Source organism: Pseudoalteromonas sp. MMG033 (genome assembly GCF_057197785.1).
Window position 1 is genome coordinate 1 of the sequence record NZ_JBXVAL010000002.1, and the last position, 21,304, is coordinate 21,304.

Below are 21,304 nucleotides of genomic sequence, written 5' to 3' on the forward strand. Positions count from 1 at the left end.
TGTAATGGACATCTTAAACACTTAAAAAATCTAACGAAAATAAAAAGTAAAAGGTAGGACAATGAATACACACGGATTGTTAATGGTACTTTTTGAGGCTTTGGCGTTAAAGCAAGAGCGCTATTACTATCAAAATACCCTCTTTACCGGTATGGCAATTAGCCATACCGACGGGGTTGTAACCAGCCGGCATGTGTATAAAAATGGGGCTAAGGTGTGTGATTACGAACCGCCTTATTTAAATAAAACAACACATGCCATACTAGATGACTTGGTTGATTGCACCACAGATGAACCCATGTATTTAAATGGCGAGAGGTATACTGGGACCATATACGGCATTTATCCAAAAGGTAGAATAACAAGCGAAGATGTTTTTATACGTGGTATGAACCGTGAGAACACTCATTTTCACTACAATTCAACTGCGATACATGAACTACAAATAGAAACAATGGTGAATGAGCAGCTTTGCTTAGATGAAATGCACGAATGGGACTTAAGTGGCCAACTGCGAGATTGGAATGCAGGAATTGAAAACACCAAAGGGAAAATGAAAGGCCGTATTTCATTTCTATTGAATGCAGACTTTAGCATCAGTTATTTTACAATTTCCGGTGACTTCAACAAAGTACTAGAAAACAGTGAGCATTTGGCATGTCCCTATTTCCCAGCATTCGAGCAAGTTCGTCAACTGAATTCTGGCCCTATTGATACATTCAATATAAATTTCTGTAAACAACTGTGGGCTCATGAACCTATAATCAAACAATTGATAGAGGAGCTTCAACCCGAAGAACTCGCAATAAGTGACTTTTCAAGTGAGTACCTAAGCCTGATCCAATATGCCTCCAAACATAATGTGAACAGGCTCAAGGTGTATAGTTCTCTAGAGGCGCAGGACAGAGAAAGTTTAACATCATTTATTACCCAGCAATGTCCACATATTGAGCTAATTATTTATAGCTCTTAATTTCAGAGGCACCCAGACAACCATAATAAGTTTGAATACAGCCCAGCGGAGCAACAACAAGTGGTCGCGTGCATTCAAATGATAACTTGCTCAAATAATTATATAGTCTACAAGTTCGCTCTGGATATTACTTTTACAGCTTCTCAAAGAAGTAATGGACATCTTAAACACTTAAAAATCTAATGAAAATAAAAAATAAAAGGTAGGAAAATGAATACACACGGATTGTTAATGGTACTTTTTGAGGCTTTGGCGTTAAAGCAAGAGCGCTATTACTATCAAAATACCCTCTTTACCGGTATGGCAATTAGTCATACCAACGGGGTTATAAGCAACCGGCATATGTATAAAGAGGGGGTTAAAGAATGTGATTACGAGCCGCCTTATTTCAATAAAACAACTCATGCAATACTAGATGACTTGGTCGATTGCACCACAGATGAGCCCTTGTATTTAAATGGCGAGAGGTATACTGGCACTATATATAGCATTTATCCAAAAGGTAGAGTATCAAGCGAAGATGTTTTTATAAGTGGTATGAATCGTGAGAACACTCATTTTCACTACAATTCAACTGCGATACATGAGCTACAAATAGAAACAATGGTAGATGAGCAGTTCTGCACAGATGAAATGCACGAATGGGATTCAAATGGTCAACTAGAGTATTGGAATACAGGAATTGAAAACACCAAAGGGGAAATGAAAGGCCGTATTTCATTTTTATTGAATGCAGACTTTAGCATCAGTTATTTTACAATTTCCGGTGACTTCAACAAAGTACTAGAAAACAGTGAGCATTTGGCATGTCCTTACTTCCCAGCATTCGAGCAAGTTCGTCAACTGAATTCTGGCCCTATTGATACATTCAATATAAATTTCTGTAAAAAACTGTGGACTCATGAGCCTGTAATCAAACAATTGATAGAGGAACTTCAACCCGAAGAACTCGCAATAAGTGACTTTTCAAGTGAGTGCCTAAGCCTGATCCAATATGCTTCCGAACATAATATGAACAGGCTCGAGGTGTTTGGTTCTCTAGAGGCGCAGGACAGAGAAAGTTTAACATCATTTATTACCCAGCAATGCCCACATATTGAGCTAATTATTTATAGCTCTTAATTTCAGGGCACCCAGACAACCATAATAAGTTTGAATACAGCCCAGCGGAGCAACAACAAGTGGTCACGTGCATTCAAATGATAACTTGCTCAAATAATTATATAGTCTGCAAGTTCGCTCTGGATATTGCTTTTACAGCTTCTCAAAGTTGTAATGGACATCTTAAACACTTAAAAATCTAATGAAAATAAAAAATAAAAGGTAGGACAATGAATACACACGGATTGTTAATGGTACTTTTTGAGGCTTTGGCGTTAAAGCAAGAGCGCTATTACTATCAAAATATCCTCTTTACGGGTATGGCAATTAGCCATACCGACGGGGTTGTAACCAGCCGGCATGTGTATAAAAATGGGGTTAAGGTGTGTGATTACAAGCCGCCTTATTTAAATAAAACAACACATGCCATACTCGATGACTTGGTTGATTGCACCACAGATGAACCCATGTATTTAAATGGAGCGAGGTATACTGGGACCATATACGGCATTTATCCAAAAGATAGAGTATCAAGCGAAGATGTTTTTATACGTGGTATGAACCGTGAGAACACCCATTTTCACTACAATTCAACTGCGATACATGAGCTACAAATAGAAACAATGGTAAATGAGCAGTTCTGCACAGATGAAATGCACGAATGGGATTCAAATGGCCAACTAGAATATTGGAATACAGGAATTAAAAGCATCAAAGGCAAAATGAAAGGCCGTATTTCATTTCTAGTGAATGCAGACTTTAGCATCCGTGTTTTTGCAATTTCCGGTGATTTCAACAAAGTACTGGAAAACAGTGAGCATTTGGCATGTCCCTATTTCCCAGCATTCGAGCAGGTTCGTCAACTGAATTCAGGTTCTATTGATAAATTCAAGATAAACTTCTGTAAACAGCTGTGGGCTCATGAACCTATAATCAAAAAATTGATAGAGGAGCTTCAGCCCAAAACACTAACCGTAAATCACTTTTCAAGTGAGTACCTAAGCCTGATCCAATATGCCTCCAAACATAATGTGAACAGGCTCATGGTGTTTGGTTCTCTAGAGGCGCAGGACAGAGAAAGTTTAACATCATTTATTACTCAGCAATGCCCACATATTGAGCTAATTATTTATAGCTCTTAATTTCAGAGACATTCAGGCTAAGCAATATCAGGGCAGCCAAAAAGGCGTTTAACCTCACCTTTTTTTGTCTGCCCGCTTAGAGTGTAATCACATCTAGCTGATAAGCAGTCAGCGACCGCAGGACATTAAAATAACTGATGCCCCAGGGGTTATGTGGACACCGATCCCATTATTGCAATTATTGGTTTTTTAACCACTTCCCCTTCAAAAACCCCATGTAAACTGTTTAAAAAGAACCCAAAGCGTAAACAATTGTAAAAATTAGAACGTTCTTTATTGTATACAAAAAGCATTAAATAATTAAAAAATGTTAACAAGATGATTTTTATAGAAAGTGAAATACCCCCGCAGATACACGCCACCCGAAAGTAACAAAAAATCCACACATGAGAGAAACCTCTATAAATCATGGCATTATACAAGGACAAATGTCCCTATTAAAATACTTAAGCTGTAGAGCGTGTTAATAACTAGAGATGGGGAATTGTTGCAATTAGATGTCCTATTTTTAAAGCATTTTTAATAAAAAGTTCATAATAGAGTATTATATTCGCCTCCCATTTTTTAATGGGAATATTTGCACCCTTAAAAATAATCTAACTCGCAAATGATAAAACAGAGTGATAAACACACGGGAAAAATATGAACTCTAACAATAAGCATCGTGGAAAACTGCGATACTTGGGCCGCTGCATCGCGATGGGGCTATGTTCAAGTGTCGTCATGGGACACGCAAATGCAAACGTTATCTTCACAGAGTATGTGGAAGGTAGCAGTAATAACAAAGCGCTTGAAATTACTAATTTTGGCAACAATAGCATCGACCTTAGCACCGTCAGTATTGCATTAACTGCAAATGGTAAAAAGCTGGATGAAGTCACGCCGCTTACCCTATCTGGCACGCTTGCTGCGGGCAGCAGTTATGTCCTGTACAACAGCGGCGCAAGTGACGAACTAAAAGCACTTGGTAATATCGCCAGTACAGCTACTTATTTTAATGGTGACGATGCACTCACTCTGATGGTCAATGGCGTCATCGTAGACAGTATTGGTCAAGTTGGTACTGATCCAGGCAGTAATTGGGGCGCAGGTGACACCAGTACAAAAGATAAAACGCTACGTCGTAAAATAGGCATCGAAAACGGCGATATCACCATAGATGATGCGTTTGACCCAGCAAACGAATGGATTGGCTTTGCAAAAAATACCTTTGATGGCCTTGGTTGCTCAGGCGTTGCTGCCTGTGGCGGCAGTGGTAATATCCCGTCAGAAATAAGTGGGGCGCCACAAGGCATCGTGAATGCGACTGATACCTATGTATTCACTCCAACTGCCACCAACCTTGATGATGATACACTGGTTTTTGCTATCGAAAATAAGCCGAGTTGGGCAAGCTTTGATACAACAACAGGCGCGCTATCAGGCACACCGACAGCAGCTGATATCGGAACCTATGACAACATTGTTATCACCGTCAATGATGGCACCGAGACCAATGCACTTAACAGCTTTTCAATCTTAGTTAGAGCTGCAGGCACCAATGAAGCACCTGTTATTTCTGGTACGCCAAACACATCAGTGCAAGCAACTCGGCAGTATGCCTTCACACCTTTCGTCATCGACCTCGAAAATGATGATTTGGTGTTCTCAATCACCAACAAGCCAAGTTGGGCAGCATTTGATACCGTTTCGGGTCAACTTAGTGGTACTCCAATGGGATCTGATGTCGGTGAGCATGACAACATCATTATCTCAGTGTCAGATGGTGTGAATGCCCCCACGAGTTTGCCAGCATTTTCAATTACGGTTACTGACAAACCGGGCAGTAACTATGATTACAACAGCTATTATGCTTCGGCAATTGGCAAAGTTGGGGCGGAGTTAGAAAGTGCGCTTGCTTTAATTGCAAGGCAAGGTCAGCAGAGATTAACTTACTCGCAAGTATGGGATGCCTTAAAGTACACCGACGAAGACCCTAATAATCCAAACAATGTACTATTGTTCTACACAGGAAAAAGCCAGTCTAAAGATACCAATGGTGGCGGCACTACGGATTGGAACAGAGAGCACAGCTGGCCAAAATCTCATGGTTTTCCAAGTGAAAGCCAGTATGGTTACACCGATATTCACCATTTAAGACCGACCAATGTACAGGTGAACTCAACGCGCAGCAGCAAAGATTATGATGATGGCGGTAATCCAGTGGGTAACGCACCGGGTAATTTTACTGATAGTGATTCATTTGAACCAAGAGACGCGGTAAAAGGCGATGCCGCTCGTATGATGTTCTACATGGCGGTACGCTATGATGGCACTGACGGCAATATGCCAGATCTTGAGCTTGTGAATAATATCAGTGCAAGTAGCTCACCAACTTTAGGCGTGCTGTGTAACCTCATGGATTGGCACCGTGAAGATACGGTAGATCAGTTAGAATTAGATAGACACCAACGCATTGTAGAGCAACAGGGTAACCGAAATCCATTTATCGATAACCCTGAGTTTGCAGAAATCCTCTTTGCTGATACCTGTCCTAAATTAGGTGATGTAGCACCCGTCATTAGCGGTCAACCTGAGCTTATCGTTGGCACAGGCCGTGAGTATAGCTTTACGCCAACGGCATCAGATCAAAACAACGATGACCTAGCCTTTTCCATCGTAAATAAGCCATCATGGGCGACATTCGATACGCAAACAGGCCGTTTATCTGGCACACCAACAGTGGCAGACATTGCAGTTTATGAGCAAATTCAAATCTCAGTGACTGACGGCACATCAACGGTGTCTTTGCCAAGTTTCAGCATTGACGTGGTTGATTCAAGTTCGATTAAAACCCCACCGACCATCACAGGCACACCGAGTACAAGTGCTGTCGTAGGTATTGCGTATAGCTTCAAACCAGCAGCAAACGATGAAGACAATGACACGCTGACTTTCTCAATCACCAACAAACCGTCTTGGGCCACATTCAACACGCAAAATGGTGAACTGACTGGTACGCCGTCATCTCAAGATGTTGGTGTAGCAAGCAATATCATCATCGGTGTCACTGATGGCAATACAGATGTTGTGACCTTGCCTGCGTTTTCGATTCAGGTCAGTGAACAGGTCGAAGCCAGCAAAGTGATCTTCACCGAGTACATTGAAGGTAGCAGCAGCAACAAAGCCGTTGAAATTACCAACTTTACCGGTGCAACTTTAGATCTTAGTCGCGTTACAATTACCTTAGCAGATAACGGAAAGCCGCTTACGACAGAGGGGTTAAGAACACAAACCTTATCTGGCGAATTAAAACATGGCGAAACTCACGTTATTGCTAACAGCAGTGCAAATGACGAGATTAAAAGTCGTCAAGACAGCACCAGTACCATCACTTACTTTAACGGAGACGATGCACTTGTACTGACAGTTGATGGCCAAATTGCCGATGTATTTGGTCAAGTTGGTACTGATCCTGGTAGTGCATGGGGCAGCGGTAATACCTCAACCAAAGATAAAACCCTACGTCGTAAAGAAGGGATCACATCAGGTGATACAAGCTTAGATGATGCCTTTGACCCAAGCATTGAATGGGAAGGTTTCGAGAAAAATACCGCAGATGGTCTTGGCTGTAGTGGCGTTGCGGCCTGTGGCTCTGATGGTGGAACAACCCCGCCGCAACTTGAGCTTGGCGCATGTAATGACCCCGCAACACTCATTAGTGCGGTTCAGGGCAATCAGGCTACAAGCCCACTGGTGGATCAATCTGTTGTGATTGAAGGTGTGGTTGTGGCCACATTCCAAGACAGCGGTCAACATGGCGGATTCTTCATTCAAGAAGAAGACCAACATGCAGACACTGACAGCACCACCTCAGAAGGCATTTTTGTCGCGGATGCAAATACCAAGGTTACCGTTGGTGAACAAGTCCGTGTGCTGGGCACCGTGGTTGAAAAGTATGACTTAACACAAATTAATACGGTAACAGAGACCCTTTCTTGTGCCACAGATGTGTTGTCACAGGTCACACCAACAGAGGTAAATTTACCGTTTGCACAAGACTTTGATCAAGAGTCACTTGAAGGTATGTGGGTATCAATACCACAAACGCTACATGTCACCCTGAGCCATAATTTTACTAAATATGGTGAGATTTACTTGTCTCAAGGCATACGAATGCAGCCGACCAACAAGTACCCTAAAGACGACCCGCGTCGCCTAGAGCTTGCTGAACTGAACACAAGAAACGTGTTACTTGTCGATGACAACTCAACGCAAAGTAACCCAGAGACAATCAGTTATTACCCAAGTTTCAGTGCTGATATGCCACTTCGCTCCGGCGACCAAGTGTCGAACACGTCTGGGGTGATTCACTACACCTATGGTAATTACAAGCTTATTCCAACTAGCTTACCAAGCTTCGAGCCGTCTAACCCTCGTCGTACTAAACCAGCAGAACGTCAATTAGAGCAACATATTCGTGTTGCGAGCTTTAACGTACTAAACTACTTCGTCAACTTTGACAGTCGCGGCGCGAACAATGAACAAGAGTTCAATCGCCAACGCAGCAAAGTGATCCGTGCAATATTGGCGTCAGATGCTGATGTTGTAGGCCTAATGGAAATCGAAAACAATGGCTACGGTGACAACAGTGCTATCAAAAACCTCATTGATGGATTAAATGAGCGAGATGGCACTAATAATTGGGCATACATCAACCCTCAGCTAGAGCAAGTTGGTACAGATGCGGTGACTGTCGGCATTATTTACCGTGATAACCGTGTGACACCTCAAGGCAGTGCGCAAGTGATCACAGATGCGCCATTCGATGAAGCAACACGTGCACACAGACCCCCCATGTTGCAGTCATTCAAACCAATTAACGGTGGCAAAGAAATCCGTGTCGTTGTGAATCACTTCCGCTCTAAAGGCGGATCATGTGGTGAAGATATGGATGATGCAGTCGAGGGCGCGTGTAATGGCCAGCGCTTATTAGCAGCTCAGACAGTCATTGCAGCACTTGCTCAAACTGACAGTGAAATAAACTCAAATTCAGGAGTTTTTAGCACTAATGAGCCTATTTACGCTATTTTAGGTGACTTTAATGCCTATGCGTATGAAACGCCTATGCAAGCATTTTACGATGCGGGTTTTGCCAATATCAGCCTTGAAAAAGACACCGGCGATAATTATTCATACTACTATAGCGGTGTAGCAGGCAGCCTAGATCATATGTTAACTGCCAATGCTTCGATGGAACGTGTTGTGCAAACCATGCACTGGCATATTAATGCCGATGAAGCCGCAGGCCTAGACTACAACACCGAAGGTAAATCAGAAGGTCAGCTAACAAGATGGTTCTCAGACTCGCCATACCGTTCATCGGATCATGACCCTGTAATCACCGATTTCGATTTGGAAGTCGTTGCCATACCAGATAACCAAGCGCCGATTGCAAATAACGATGTCGCAGACGCAGTGCAAGGCGAAACCGTTACTATCGATGTGCTAGAAAATGACACTGATGCAGACTCCGATCCACTTACCATAAGCGCCGCTACAATCGTTTCAGGTGAAGGTAAGCTTAGCTATTCTGATGCTCAGATTAGTTTTACACCAAGTGAAAACTTTGTTGGTGAGGCAACCATTAGTTATACCATCACCGATGGTAATGGTGGCACTGCAACGGCTACACTCTACGTCAATGTCACTGCCAAAAACCAAGCACCAGTCGCGACTGATGACACCGCCAATACACTTGAAGATCAAAGTGTGACAATGTCGGTATTAAATAACGATATCGACGAGAACATGGCAAGCGTACAAATCACACATGCGGCGCTTAGTTCAGGCTTAGGTCAGGTGAGCTATTCAGACTCTGCCATTACCTATTCACCTGCTGAAAACTATCATGGTACAGCACAAATCACCTATGAAATCAGTGATGAAGCTGGACTTAGCGCAAGTGCCCACGTTGCAATCACGATTGCTCCGCAAAACGATGCACCATCAGCGCTCAACGACTCAGCTGTGGTTTCTGCAAAAGTATTAGCTAACATCAACGTGCTTACGAATGACACTGATGTCGATGGCGACACACTTCACATCACTGCGGCAACAACCAATACAGGTCGCGTCGAAGTAAGCGGCAATGTGCTTCAATACCAAGCACCGGCATTAAATACAGGCCATGCAACTATCAGCTACACAATCAGTGATGGTACCGAGACTGCACAGGCAACTGTCAACGTGCAAATTAGTACGAATAACCTATCACCAGTTGCACAAGATGACTTTGTACAACTTGCCGAAGGTCAATCATCTATAGCGATAGCTGTATTAGACAATGACAGCGATCCTGATGGTGACACCTTATCGCTGGTGGCTGTTAATTCAGATACAGGTCTTGCTGTAATTGAAGACAACCAGATTGTGTTTAGCACGAATGATACATTTAATGGTATCGCTCAGGTGCGTTATGCTATTTCAGATGGATTTGGCGGCCGCGCAGAAGCTGTGTTAGAGCTTCGCCAAAATCAGCCATCTGCACCTGTGATCACCGCACCTGCTGATCTGACTGTAAATGCAACAGGCCAGCTTACTAAGGTAGACTTAGGCATAGCCACCGCAGTAGATAGTAGCGGCGAACCAATTGCTGTTGAGCTCATTGGCAGTAACTTCTTGGCATCTGGTGCCAATAAAGTTTACTGGCAAGCATGTAATTCAGCCGATGTCTGTGCAAGTGCAGCACAGATAGTAAATGTACGTCCTATGATAAGTATGCCTTCTCCAAGCCAGCTTGTTGTTGAGGGCCAAACGGCAACGATACCTGTGATGTTAAGTGGTGAGCATTTCGCGTACCCAGTAATTATTGATTTTGCAATTTCTGCTACTGCTGGTGAAGAAGACTACACAATGGCATCAGGCCAAGTCACTATCGAGTCAGGTACGCACGGTCTCATTTCTATCGAAACCGTTCGTGATGACGTAAGCGATGCAAATGAAACCATCGTGATCACATTAAATACCGATGATTTGAATGCAGTTACTGAGCAACAACACGAAATTACCATCGTAGAGTCAAACGTTGCACCAACGCTTACTTTAAATGCCATGCAACAAAATGAAGCGCGTTCAATCATGGTTGCAGAGCATGGCCTGATCACGCTGACTGCAGATGTACAGGATCAAAATAGCACAGATACACACATCATTGAGTGGCAGGCACAAGCTGATTTGAATAATGAAAGTACGGCTCCAACTCAATTTAGTATTGATGCTTCTACACTTTCTGTCGGTGTCTACCAAGTCAGTGCAACTGCTACAGATAATGCTGGACTATCTGATACTCAAACTGTGATATTTAAAGTGGTTTCAGAGCAACCGGTACTGGACAATAATACAGACACAGATGGCGACCTTATGAGTGATGCGCAAGAAGGTTTTGGTGACGAAGATGCTGATGGTATTCCTAACTACTTAGACCCTATTGATGCGCAATGTAATGTTCTGCCTTCTTCAGGTAATAACTGGGAGTCTAGTCTGATTGAAGTAGAAGCAGGTGTGTGTATGTATCTTGGTAGTGTAAGTCTGGGTAGCAACAAAAATGCAGCCTCGCTCAATGCCGATGAAGCAGTGCAAACAGGCTTAATCTCAGCGGACGAAGGCATGGAAAATCGCGGGGGTATTTTTGACTTTGTCGTTGATATGCCCAGTGGTGTAGAGAGTGTCAAAATCGTATTGCCTCAGCAAGCCGCGGTCCCAGCAAATGCCCAATATCGTAAGTACCTGCCAAATCAAGGCTGGATCACATTCTCAACGCAAAATGGTAACGTTATCCACTCAGCCATGGGCCAGCAAGGTTACTGCCCAAGCATGAATGATAGCAGCTGGCAGGAAGGCCTAATCGAAGGTGCATGGTGTGTCAGGCTAACACTGGTAGATGGTGGCGAGTACGATGCGGATGGCATTAAAAACGGTAAAATTGTCGACCCAGGTGGTGTAAGTATTGTTGTAACAGACAACAACGCACCTACTGCTGTAGACGATAGCCAAGAAATAACGAGCAACCAATCAGTCGCACTAAATGTACTTGAAAACGATACTGATGCTGATAACGACACCCTGTATGTGATCAATACTTCTGCTGTACATGGCACAGTGCAAATCAATAGCGATTCGAGTTTACAGTATCAAAGTGCACTTGATTTCATTGGTGTTGATACAATTGAGTATACAATCAGTGATGGTCAAGGCGGGACAAGTTCTGCAACGATGCGAGTCAATGTGATTGCACAAGTTCAGCAGCAGAACCAACCACCTGTTACCATAAATGATGTGGCTGAAGTACTTAACAATGACACCCTCACAGTCGATGTCATCGCCAATGACTTAGACCCAGAAGGTGGAAAGTTGACACTTATAAGCGCAACAGTAGACTCAGGTGAAGTGACCTTTACGGATAGCACCATTACATTTAAGCCTGAAGCGAACAGCGAAGGTCAAGTGACTGTCAATTATGTTGTGGCCGATGAGCAAGGTGCAAACGCATCTGGCACGCTCGTAATAACAGTAAAAGCCCCCACAGTAAATGTGATTGAACGCGAAGAAACCAGAACAATTCGTTCCTCTAGCGGTTCAATGCCAGCTCTTCTATTACTGTTTGTTTTCCCTGCGCTACTTCGCCGCAGACGATAACATAAAGCGATAACGATAAGCCCCTGTCGCCTTTGGCTTCAGGGGCTTTTTTATGGCGACCTTCAATTAATCCCATCCCCCTGAAAAAATAACCCCGTCACCCTGAACTCGTTTGAGGGCCCAAAGTGGTTCAAAAAAACAAATAAAATACAAGCAAGCTGCCAAAGGTAGTGAGATATAGATTTTTAAATTTAAACGCCAAAAAAATGGCTGCTAAAGCACCCAGTAAATAGGGGTTATTCAACTCGGTAATCAGTTCCCCATTTGGCATAAAAACAATCGGCACCCAAATCGCAGTCAGCACACATGGTGCGCTAAAGCTCAGCAAACGCTGAAATCTCGGACCAATGGTAAACGGTAAGTTTTTTGCTAAAAATAGATATCGAGTGGCAAAGGTGACACATGCAAGCGCAACAATGGTAACTATCATGATTTGTCCTCTTTTGCCTGCAAAACATAACCTGTGCTCATACCAAGCAATGCAGAAGCCACCAAACCAAATTCAAATTGTATGGTTTTGAAATACAGTATGCTGATCCCTGATACTAAACAGGCACACAATACAGGAAGGTTTGACACCCCAGGTACCACCAGCGCAATAAAAATGGCTGCGATGGCAAAGTCCAAACCTAGATTAGTCAGATCAGGTAAAAACTGCCCTGCCACAATGCCAAAAAATGTCCACATATTCCAAGCGAGATAGAAACTACCGCCTGCAACCAATGCATACACAAGACGCAATTTACCTTGATATGCTCGGTGATGGTGAGAAAAAGCGAACAGTTCATCAGTGAGGAAAAATGCGATTGGCCCGCGCCAACGAAGCGGTTTGTCGACCATTTTATTACGTATGGCTAAACCGTATAGTAAATGGCGTGCACTGATGATGAATGTCGTCACCAGTAAGGTTAGCTGTGAGGCTTCTTTGGCCATTAGCTCTACCGCCACCAATTGCGCAGAACCCGCAAATACCAGCACTGACATAAGCTGTGCCTCCAATGCTGTAAAGCCATTTTGAATCGCTAAAGAGCCACATAACAAACCCCAAGGCAACACCGCCAAGTTGAGTGGTAGCATATCAAGCAAGCCTTTTTTTATTGCAACTTTCATGGAATTAACACGCCTGCCTATACTGATTTGGGGTTACCCCCATGTTTTTCTTAAAGTGACGACTAAAGTGGCTATGATCATAAAACCCAACATGACTCGCCACATCAGAGATACTCTGACCATGGCGAAGCAACGCCTTGGCGTGATTCAATCTATGTTGAATTTGGAAGGCATGAGGTGTCAGCCCTGTCTGCGCTTTGAAAGAGCGGACAAAATGAAAGTGGCTCATATGAATAAGCTGTGCTAACTCAGCCAATGACACGTCATCAAACACATGATCGAGCAGATAAGATTTTGCTAACTCTATTCTGCATTTCAGCGACTTTTGCTCATCAGCTAACGTGACTCTGCCTGTTGACTGACACAAATTATCCAAAAAATGCACCAGCTGAGTTTGCTTTTCCAGCAAGCCCGCTGCTGAGTCCAATGTGGTAAACAAGTCATTTAGCTGCAGGGCAAGCACTGGGTTATGCATCACCGCCTCACTGAAATAAGGCGCACGATTTTGGTTGCAATCCATTAAGCTGTTAAACAACTCCGGCGTTGGATACATAGAACGATAAGATGAGATCCCCTCACACGCCTTTTTACAATCATGTACTTGTTCAGCATTAATCAAAATTAGGCTATGTTTACCAGCAAGGTGCTGCGCACCTGAACGAAAAAAACGCTGTGCGCCGCAATCGACCAAAGCCACTGTGTATCCACTGTGATTGTGCCGTCCAAAATCAGTTTTTTTATCTATATTATGAAGCACTTCCAAACCACCTAGTTCGTGATGAAAGCTAAATTTTGATTGCTGCATAGACTTCCCCCTTACTCAAACTCAGCTTAACGTAAGTGACCTTAAAGTGCTTGTACAAAATTGCGCAGTTTGCAATCCAAAGCCTCTAGTTTGATTAGCCTTAACGAGCCAAAAAACGCAGACTATCCTTTATATAGCTCATTAACCAAAGGCTTATGCTGCCTCTAATAATCAATATAGCGCCAACAACTCATTCAATTCACCAAGACATGGCATACGAATTGCTTACTAAAAACATCTTACTTACTAATACCTAAACACTAGAAAGTGAGATTATTGCCACGAATGGCATTATTTAAAACACCAAAATAACTCTTTAAGGAAAAAAGAAATATGAAAAAATTCATCTGTGCAACCTCTTTGTTTTTCGCTGCAGTATCAAGTTCTGCAAGCTTTGCGAATACAGACCTTGTCGATGTAGATCAGATGCTAGCGCAAACATTTGAATTGATCGCAAACAATGAAAACCGCGCAGCATTAGATAACCTAAACTGGTTAGCTAAGCATGGCGTATCCCACGACCCTAGATTTCACGATGCCTTGATTAATACAATGCAAGACCTTTGGTTTAACTTCGCACACAGCTACTCGCCCGCTTGGAAGTCGTATCACGCCGTATACAATACAGCCCAGCAATCACTGGCTTTAGCGCCGCACAATTGTGCCGCATTTGACATCGCACTGAGTTATAGTCAACAGCCTCATCATGCGACAAACCATATCACTTATTTAGAACAAACCGAGCAACAATTTCCAGCCACATGGCAGCGCTGCTGGACCTTACCAGCGTCCTTCAAGGCCATTGAATTCATCTCAGAACCGCTTATTACACAGTATGTTGGAGACTTATCTGATCACTTCAAATTGCATATTGTCGATGACCTAAACGCCACTTATCGCGACTGTGACAATTTACCTGACGAGAGTTTAGCGCTTGAGTGTAAAGACGAGCATAAGCAAAAGCTCCTTGATGCCTCAGTAATGTATCGAGATGCAGCAATGGCAATACATGATGACATCTCAGAAGCAGGCAACATTGGCGGCCACACAATTGGCCTGTTTTTAGAATGGCAAGCCTACGACAACCGTAACTAGTCAAGATTTTTAGGCCTCAGTATCCACACTGTGATCAATAAATAGCGGTAATACCTTGCCGCTTTTTTAACTTCCAACTCAAAAAATTGCACAAAGAACCTCAAACTGACCATTCACAGTCAAAAAACGACTATTGAGCCTAGTTTTTACTGCACTCCCTTTATTTATCAGTAATATAGCTTTGCACTATCTACTTTTTAATCTTGTTATGACTGAAATACACTTAAACAATACAGAAAAACTGCTTGCGCTGGCCATCATGGCACTGGTGAGTTTAGCTATCAGCTTTACTGATTGGATTCAGCGAAGTATGGCCTACTCAAGCTTGATTTTATATTCGTCGCTGCTGTGCGTGCTGTTTATGTATTGGCTACCTATGATTATTAGCTACTTGGGGATCAACATACTAAAAATAAAACATTGGCTAGCACAAATAAGTGTATTTTACTTAACTATTGTACTGGGTAGTTACACATGGGGGAGCTTAAGATCGATATTACTTAATATTCCAGCACTCACAATCACTGATACCATATTCGTCGCACTCCCTTGGAGCGTAGGCATTTTTGTACTCTGTAAGTTTTATTTAAATCAGAAACACCTTAAAGACGAGCAACTTCTACGTAAGCAAGCCGAAATAAAAGTATTGCATGGCCAGCTCAACCCGCATTTTCTTTTTAACAGCCTAAATACCATTTCAGCGCTCACTGTAGCAAAACCAAAAACGGCGCAGCGACTGGTGCATAGCTTATCTACGGTTTTGCGATACTCCATCAATAATGCCAGCAATAACAATGCGCAAAATAAAACTGTCTCATTGGCGGATGAGCTAGTTGCTATCAACCAATGGTGTGAAATAGAGAGAGCGCGTTTCGGTAAGGATGTGACATTCTTATTTGATATTCAGGAAAGCTTACTCAATGCACAGCTCCCTGCCATGATCTTACAACCCCTGCTGGAAAATGCGCTCAAGCACAGTGTATTAAAGCCACTCATCGTCAAAGTAAGTGCTATCAATCATGGCCATAACTTCACCATATCAATAGAAGATAACGGCCAAGGGTTTGCAGAACATATTTTGTCTGACGAGCTAGAAACTGGACTTGGTTTAGCCATTACGCAATCAAGATTACGACTTGAAATGGGCACACAGCTTGAGCTCAGTAATATGCCAGGCGGTGGTGCAAAAGCATGCTTTACAGTATCAAAAGGAGCGGTATAAATGCTTAAAGTTGCCATAATTGAAGACGAGCAACCAGCGCTAGATAAGCTGACCTCTCAGTTAGAAGAACTAAAGTCATGCACGCTCGTTTATACCAATTCAAGACCTGTAGCCAGTTTAACAGAACTGCAAGATCTTGAACTTGATGTGGTGTTTGTTGATATCAATTTACCTCAAATAAATGGCGTCGCTTTTGCCAAACACCTTATCCAAAATGGGTATTCTGGGCAGCTGATTTTTACCACTGCATATAGTGAATTTGCTGTCGATGCTTTTGATATGGGCGCAACAGACTATTTACTAAAGCCCTATGATAACGAAAGGCTGGCATTGGCACTCAATCGAGTTAGCCATAAGGTAGTTGGCCAACAAAAAACAACACAGACTTTAACCAGCAAGTTTGCAGGCAAAGTCAGTATGATTGAAGTTAATCACATCGAAGCCATCAAGCTTGAGCATGGTCAAGCCATCGCATATACACCTTCTCAGTCATACCCCCTTGATTTTGCTTTAGATGATTTAATGCACATATTACCAAATCAATTTGTAAGAGTGCATCGCGATAGCATTGTGAACACACACCGAATTGACACTCTTGAGCGTTGGGTAACAGGTGGTTATCTCATCACATTGCAAAATTCACGTATACAAGTCATCAGCAGTAGAAACGGGGCGAAACTCCTCAAAAAAATACTCAATCTATAACCATAAAAACAGGAAAAAATTATGAAATCAATGATGCCATTCTGCTTGGTAGGGCTCCTTGCGGCTTGCAGTTCTAGCTCTGAACCAGACGTAAAAAAACACTTTATTAAGGATGGAAAAAAGCACCCGTTAGTCGTTGTATTTGGCGGCAGTGAGGGAGGTAATACTTTAGCTAAGCCTCTTTGGCAACCCTTTCTAAATAGCTTTCATGATATGGGACTTTCTGTGGCGGCGGTGGGCTACTACGGAACAGAATCAACGCCATCACAACAAGTAGAATTATCACTTGAGGATATCGCAACGCGGATCAATACCTTGGCAAAAGACCCGCACATTAATGAAAACTGCATCGCCGTATATGGCTTTTCCAAGGGGGCAGAGCTGGCCCTGTTACTAGGGAGTCATTTCGACAATATCAACCACATTGTGGCCGTGATGCCGACTCATGTGAGTTGGAATGCAGTCAAAACGCCGTCGTCTCGTTCCGGGTGGACGTTAAAAGAACAGCCTCTCAACTATGTAGATGCGCCTTTGCTGTCTTGGAAAATGCAAAAAGGTAACTTTACCGGTGAGTTTACGCCAGCTTTTGAGCAAGCTTTATCCAGTGCACACAAGGACATTATTAGCGCTGCCAGAATTCCTATTGAACAAAATAAAGGACCGATACTGCTGGTCTCGGCAAAACAAGATGAAGTGTGGCCATCATACATGATGTCTAATCAAATTATTAAACAGTTAGACAAAGTCAATTACCCGCATGCCTATCAACATATTGCACTTGAAGGCGGGCATTACACTTTTAATCATGACACGCAAACTCAAGTTGGACAGTTTTTAAAAGAAACACTCATATCAAATTGCCCGTAAGTTAAACAAGTAGCAAGAAAACAACATCTTGCTACTTATCATTACCTTACATATTAATTCCACCTTTATCTTTTAAGTTAAAATTTAAAAAATAAAGACCAAGTTTTAAAAAACTATCTAAATAACAATTAATATAGTAATTTAAAAAGACAAAATTTTGATAACTAACAATACAAAGTCAATTAAATGCAATGAGGGAATAATGACTAGATTACTTTTTATTTTTATCAGCTCAATTTTTACATTCACTACCTTTACCGCAAGCGCTAAAGAATTTAATACACCACAAGAAGCCGTGGGCACCTATATTACAGGCGTCACTCTAGGCATCGGTAAAAATATTGAAATGGCTTTTCAAAAAACAGCGACCATTCAGTACTTTGACGAACGCGGTCAGTATCAAATCTTCGGCCGTGACCAATTTATGCAACGGATCGATACAGGTAATAAGTGGGCTGCGAAGGTCGAAATCACTAACCTATTGATCACTGAAAATGTAGCCAATGCCACAGTTGAGTTTACCTGGGGAAAAGAAAAACAGCATGGTTACGTGGATTACATCAATCTCATTTTTGATGGTGAGCAGTGGCAAATTACAAGTAAGGTTGCACAATATATTTCAAGACAGCCCAACCAATAAAAAATCAAAAATCCGAAAGATATAGGCGCATTTTGCGCCCATTAGAACAGCTTGTGTTATCTTGGATGATACTGAAGCTTATCGGTCAAAACAGAAAAGTTATCATCACTCACTTTTAGTAAGAACTCTCTGCCACCCTGACCATAATAACAGCCATGACCTCGCACAAACTTCCCCACAACGGTGTGATGGCCGTGCTTCCCTTTACAAACAAACACATCGAATCCTTCATTTCCGCCAATCACTGCATTGCTTCTTATGTCATTTGGTTTAGCCCCTGGTACATATGGACCGTGGAGTCGACTATCCCACTGAAGGTCGCCGAACTTGGTCAACAGTACCTTATAATAATGAGCACCTATTTCGCGACCTCGATAGCTGACATAACACATATCATTCACCTCTTTACCGGGTAAATTTGAATGCCTACATACATTAACAGCGGAACTTGAATCATGCTGCCCCGCATATACGCGTCTACCGTCATTTGATGTCGCAGCATGGTCGTATTTCCAACCTGTATCATATATCCATTTACTCGGGTCTGAATATGCCATTGCACCAGTGCTTATTAGTGATGCAGCCAATATACTTAATTTGGAAAGAGTACTTTTTTTCATTTTTATTCTCGATAGTAATTGTTACGAATTTCAAATCATCGCTGTCAGGGTAAAAACAAAAATTTTCTCTGAGCAGCAATGGCATCATGAAAAACACCATCGATCTCTACAAGAAAAACAAAATAAATATAAAGTAAACACGCGTTAAAATTAGTAAAAGAAAAACAAAAGTAAAAAATAACTATACAAAGCAAAGGTTTAAAATTAAACCTCGGCATCACCACAGGGCAAGAGCATGAAAAATCACTTGCTATTCAATACCTTTTCTAAATAGTTCTCGTTCCTAGCTGCTTTTAGTTGGTTAGCGCGTACACCTTTGTTAAAGGATGTTTCTTTCTTTAATAAATTCAATGCAATGTATCTTACACCAGCAAACACGTCTGCTGCGCCGTCGCGGCGTATACGGCAGTAATCTTCATTCATTGCCACATCCAAACACCAATGAAGGCTGTTCTCAATATGCCAATGCGCTCATGTGGCTTCAGCTAGCCTTTGCGCACTCAAGTTCGCTGAACTTGTGTAATATCGATATGTTAGCTCACCTTGCTTTTGGTTATCCGATTTACGGTAAGACACTATCATGCCTACACTTTGTAAATTGGGCCAGCTAGCACTTGCTGGAATTAGAGCCATGTCATTGCAGACAACAGCTGCCCTGAACTCTTCTCGAACTCGTTGATAATCAGCCTCACTTAGTAGGCTGTCACTCGCTATTTGGCGTATAATTTCTGGCTGTAAACGTTGTTTTACTTGCTCAAATAAGCTGCCCTGATTGGCTTTGAGTGCCAGCAAATAGTCCGCTTCTTTTTCTATAATTTGTTTTGCAATCTCCTTTTGACAGCCCATTACATCAATGGTCACTATACAACCTTTTAGCTCTAGCAGCTGAAGCAACTTTGGGATAGCTGTGATTTCATTGGGCTTCGAGTCAGTCTTACATTGGCCTAACGTCACACCATTTTCAAAGGCAAACGCACTGATAATGTGGATAGTATCTTTTCTATCTGACTGTTTAAATGAACCTTTTAGCCTTTTTCCATCAGTGGCAACCACACTGCCGTCGGTGAGCTCGCTACAGCTTTGCATCCATTGAGAGAAACAGGCTTGAAATTGAGTCATATCGATGCGGCTTATAACTCTTGCAATCATGTCGTGTCGCGGCACGCCGTTAGCTAACGTTATAAATTTACATAACCAAGGTAGTTTGTCATGGGCAAAATCTTCGATTTCTTCCCAACCTTGGCAACCTGCGATTACTGCACTGATAGTTAGAAACAGAATATCGGATAATGAATGTTGCACTTTGCTTTGCTGGCGTGGGTCATCAATGGAAGAAAAATGTTCAAATAACGAGCTGGCTGACATAATTGGGCTGCCGAATCTGAAAAGTAGTATAAAATCATAAATTTATGTCAAGGTAACGTTCATGATCTTGCCCTGAATAACCCCCTATTTCGCGAAAAATGATAACTGGCATAACACATGTCATTCACCTAATTAGTGGGTAAATTTGAATGTCTACATATATTTACTCAGACCTGAAAATAAGATTATAAAAGTACTCAAAAACAAAACCCCAACATATTTAATTCACCCCTTTAAATTATCAAAGTTAAATTCTAATAAGCAATTATAACAAGAAAAATATAAACAGCCTCAGCTCTGCTGACAAATCCATGATAAACAGCATGCACTAAAAAAGAAAAACCACCTGAAATTGAACATATCAAACAAAAACCAAAAAAACAGTTGAAAAATCAAATTAAAAATCACACCAAGTAATAAACAACGTTTAAAATCAAAAAAAACACAGATATAAAAAGATATCCAACTCCTTTAACTCCTGGGATAAGCCTATCAATTTCCTGTACATTTTTAGATAACAAAACCCTTGGATTTTTAGATAAAAACAGAAAAAACCAACCACCAGAAAATAGAAAAACAGACAAGAAAAAATCAGAGCTAATAAAATTAAGACTTATGGAAAAATTTAAAAAAGACACAATATTTAATAACCAAAAAATACTTTTTTCACTCATCTTAAACACTTCCAATTAAAATCTGGATTATATAAAACAATCCAGATAGACTTCATTTTATGTTAAAATCAAATCTTATCTTGTTGCAAACTGATAAAGCACAGTTCCAACACCATAACCAAAGCCAAAAGAGAAGCCAAGCGCTCCTCCAATAACACCACCTCTTGTTGCTCCGACTGATGAACCAGTCCAAACAGCTCCGCCAACAGTACCTACAGCAGCTCCCCAATTAAAACCCCTCAAAGCATCACCACCACTTACTTGTTGAATCTCTCTTACATTTAATTCACGCATAATGCTATACTCCAT

The 21,304-nt window shown here is 41.9% G+C and carries 17 protein-coding genes; 9 read left to right on the forward strand and 8 right to left on the reverse strand.

The genetic code is table 11. The features are described from left to right. Nucleotides 1-61: 61 nt before the first annotated feature. From AC2CZC_RS21525 to AC2CZC_RS21540, 4 genes are all read left to right on the forward strand, one after another. Nucleotides 62-973 carry a hypothetical protein gene (locus tag AC2CZC_RS21525; RefSeq protein ID WP_484585348.1) on the forward strand — a complete coding sequence of 304 codons (912 nt, stop codon included), beginning with the start codon at nucleotides 62-64 and terminating at the stop codon, nucleotides 971-973. 210 nt (nucleotides 974-1,183) lie between these two features. Further along, nucleotides 1,184-2,095, forward strand: a complete 912-nt coding sequence (locus tag AC2CZC_RS21530; RefSeq protein ID WP_484585349.1) for a hypothetical protein — start codon at nucleotides 1,184-1,186, stop codon at nucleotides 2,093-2,095. Between the two features lie 209 nt (nucleotides 2,096-2,304). After that, nucleotides 2,305-3,216, forward strand: a complete 912-nt coding sequence (locus tag AC2CZC_RS21535; RefSeq protein WP_484585350.1) for a hypothetical protein — start codon at nucleotides 2,305-2,307, stop codon at nucleotides 3,214-3,216. A gap of 642 nt (nucleotides 3,217-3,858) precedes the next feature. Beyond that, nucleotides 3,859-11,892: an ExeM/NucH family extracellular endonuclease gene (locus tag AC2CZC_RS21540; protein WP_484585351.1), complete on the forward strand. Its 8,034-nt coding sequence runs from the start codon at nucleotides 3,859-3,861 to the stop codon at nucleotides 11,890-11,892. 130 nt (nucleotides 11,893-12,022) lie between these two features. Here AC2CZC_RS21540 and AC2CZC_RS21545 read toward each other — a convergent pair whose 3' ends face one another. Genes AC2CZC_RS21545 through AC2CZC_RS21555 form a run of 3 tightly spaced genes read right to left on the reverse strand, consistent with a single transcriptional unit; the run spans nucleotide 12,023 to nucleotide 13,807 of the window. After that, nucleotides 12,023-12,322 (reverse strand): AzlD domain-containing protein, encoded by a 300-nt coding sequence (locus AC2CZC_RS21545; RefSeq protein ID WP_484585352.1) that lies wholly within the window; start codon nucleotides 12,320-12,322, stop codon nucleotides 12,023-12,025. After that, on the reverse strand, nucleotides 12,319-13,002 hold the full coding sequence (locus tag AC2CZC_RS21550) for an AzlC family ABC transporter permease (protein ID WP_484585353.1): 684 nt from the start codon (nucleotides 13,000-13,002) through the stop codon (nucleotides 12,319-12,321). Before AC2CZC_RS21550 ends, AC2CZC_RS21545 begins: the two co-directional genes overlap by 4 nt. A 4-nt stretch (nucleotides 13,003-13,006) precedes the next feature. Continuing rightward, on the reverse strand, nucleotides 13,007-13,807 hold the full coding sequence (locus AC2CZC_RS21555; protein WP_484585354.1) for a helix-turn-helix domain-containing protein: 801 nt from the start codon (nucleotides 13,805-13,807) through the stop codon (nucleotides 13,007-13,009). Nucleotides 13,808-14,140: 333 nt separating this feature from the next. On the opposite strand from AC2CZC_RS21555, the gene AC2CZC_RS21560 reads away from it, so the two are divergent. The 5 genes from AC2CZC_RS21560 (at nucleotide 14,141) to AC2CZC_RS21580 (ending at nucleotide 18,336) form a co-directional block, all read left to right on the forward strand. Further along, nucleotides 14,141-14,902 carry a hypothetical protein gene (locus AC2CZC_RS21560; protein WP_484585355.1) on the forward strand — a complete coding sequence of 254 codons (762 nt, stop codon included), beginning with the start codon at nucleotides 14,141-14,143 and terminating at the stop codon, nucleotides 14,900-14,902. Between the two features lie 208 nt (nucleotides 14,903-15,110). Further along, nucleotides 15,111-16,124, forward strand: a complete 1,014-nt coding sequence (locus tag AC2CZC_RS21565) for a sensor histidine kinase (RefSeq protein WP_484585356.1) — start codon at nucleotides 15,111-15,113, stop codon at nucleotides 16,122-16,124. Further along, nucleotides 16,125-16,829: a LytR/AlgR family response regulator transcription factor gene (locus tag AC2CZC_RS21570; protein ID WP_484585357.1), complete on the forward strand. Its 705-nt coding sequence runs from the start codon at nucleotides 16,125-16,127 to the stop codon at nucleotides 16,827-16,829. A 21-nt stretch (nucleotides 16,830-16,850) separates the two neighbouring features. Next, nucleotides 16,851-17,696 carry an acyl-CoA thioester hydrolase/BAAT C-terminal domain-containing protein gene (locus AC2CZC_RS21575; RefSeq protein WP_484585358.1) on the forward strand — a complete coding sequence of 282 codons (846 nt, stop codon included), beginning with the start codon at nucleotides 16,851-16,853 and terminating at the stop codon, nucleotides 17,694-17,696. A 202-nt stretch (nucleotides 17,697-17,898) separates the two neighbouring features. Next, the gene (locus AC2CZC_RS21580; protein WP_484585359.1) at nucleotides 17,899-18,336 is read left to right on the forward strand and encodes a nuclear transport factor 2 family protein; all 438 of its coding nucleotides are present in this window, start codon (nucleotides 17,899-17,901) and stop codon (nucleotides 18,334-18,336) included. A 56-nt stretch (nucleotides 18,337-18,392) separates the two neighbouring features. On the opposite strand, the gene AC2CZC_RS21585 is transcribed toward AC2CZC_RS21580, so the two are convergent. The 5 genes from AC2CZC_RS21585 to AC2CZC_RS21605 all read right to left on the reverse strand — a co-directional run bounded on the left by AC2CZC_RS21585 (nucleotide 18,393) and on the right by AC2CZC_RS21605 (nucleotide 21,304). Continuing rightward, a complete protein-coding gene (locus AC2CZC_RS21585) occupies nucleotides 18,393-18,956 on the reverse strand; it encodes a DM9 repeat-containing protein (RefSeq protein ID WP_484585360.1) in 564 nt (187 codons plus the stop codon). A gap of 243 nt (nucleotides 18,957-19,199) precedes the next feature. After that, on the reverse strand, nucleotides 19,200-19,385 hold the full coding sequence (locus AC2CZC_RS21590; protein WP_484585361.1) for a hypothetical protein: 186 nt from the start codon (nucleotides 19,383-19,385) through the stop codon (nucleotides 19,200-19,202). 42 nt (nucleotides 19,386-19,427) lie between these two features. Next, on the reverse strand, nucleotides 19,428-20,321 hold the full coding sequence (locus AC2CZC_RS21595) for an ISAs1 family transposase (protein WP_484585362.1): 894 nt from the start codon (nucleotides 20,319-20,321) through the stop codon (nucleotides 19,428-19,430). Nucleotides 20,322-20,725: 404 nt separating this feature from the next. Continuing rightward, nucleotides 20,726-20,995 carry a hypothetical protein gene (locus tag AC2CZC_RS21600; RefSeq protein ID WP_484585363.1) on the reverse strand — a complete coding sequence of 90 codons (270 nt, stop codon included), beginning with the start codon at nucleotides 20,993-20,995 and terminating at the stop codon, nucleotides 20,726-20,728. Between the two features lie 75 nt (nucleotides 20,996-21,070). After that, nucleotides 21,071-21,304 (reverse strand): hypothetical protein, encoded by a 234-nt coding sequence (locus AC2CZC_RS21605; RefSeq protein WP_484585364.1) that lies wholly within the window; start codon nucleotides 21,302-21,304, stop codon nucleotides 21,071-21,073.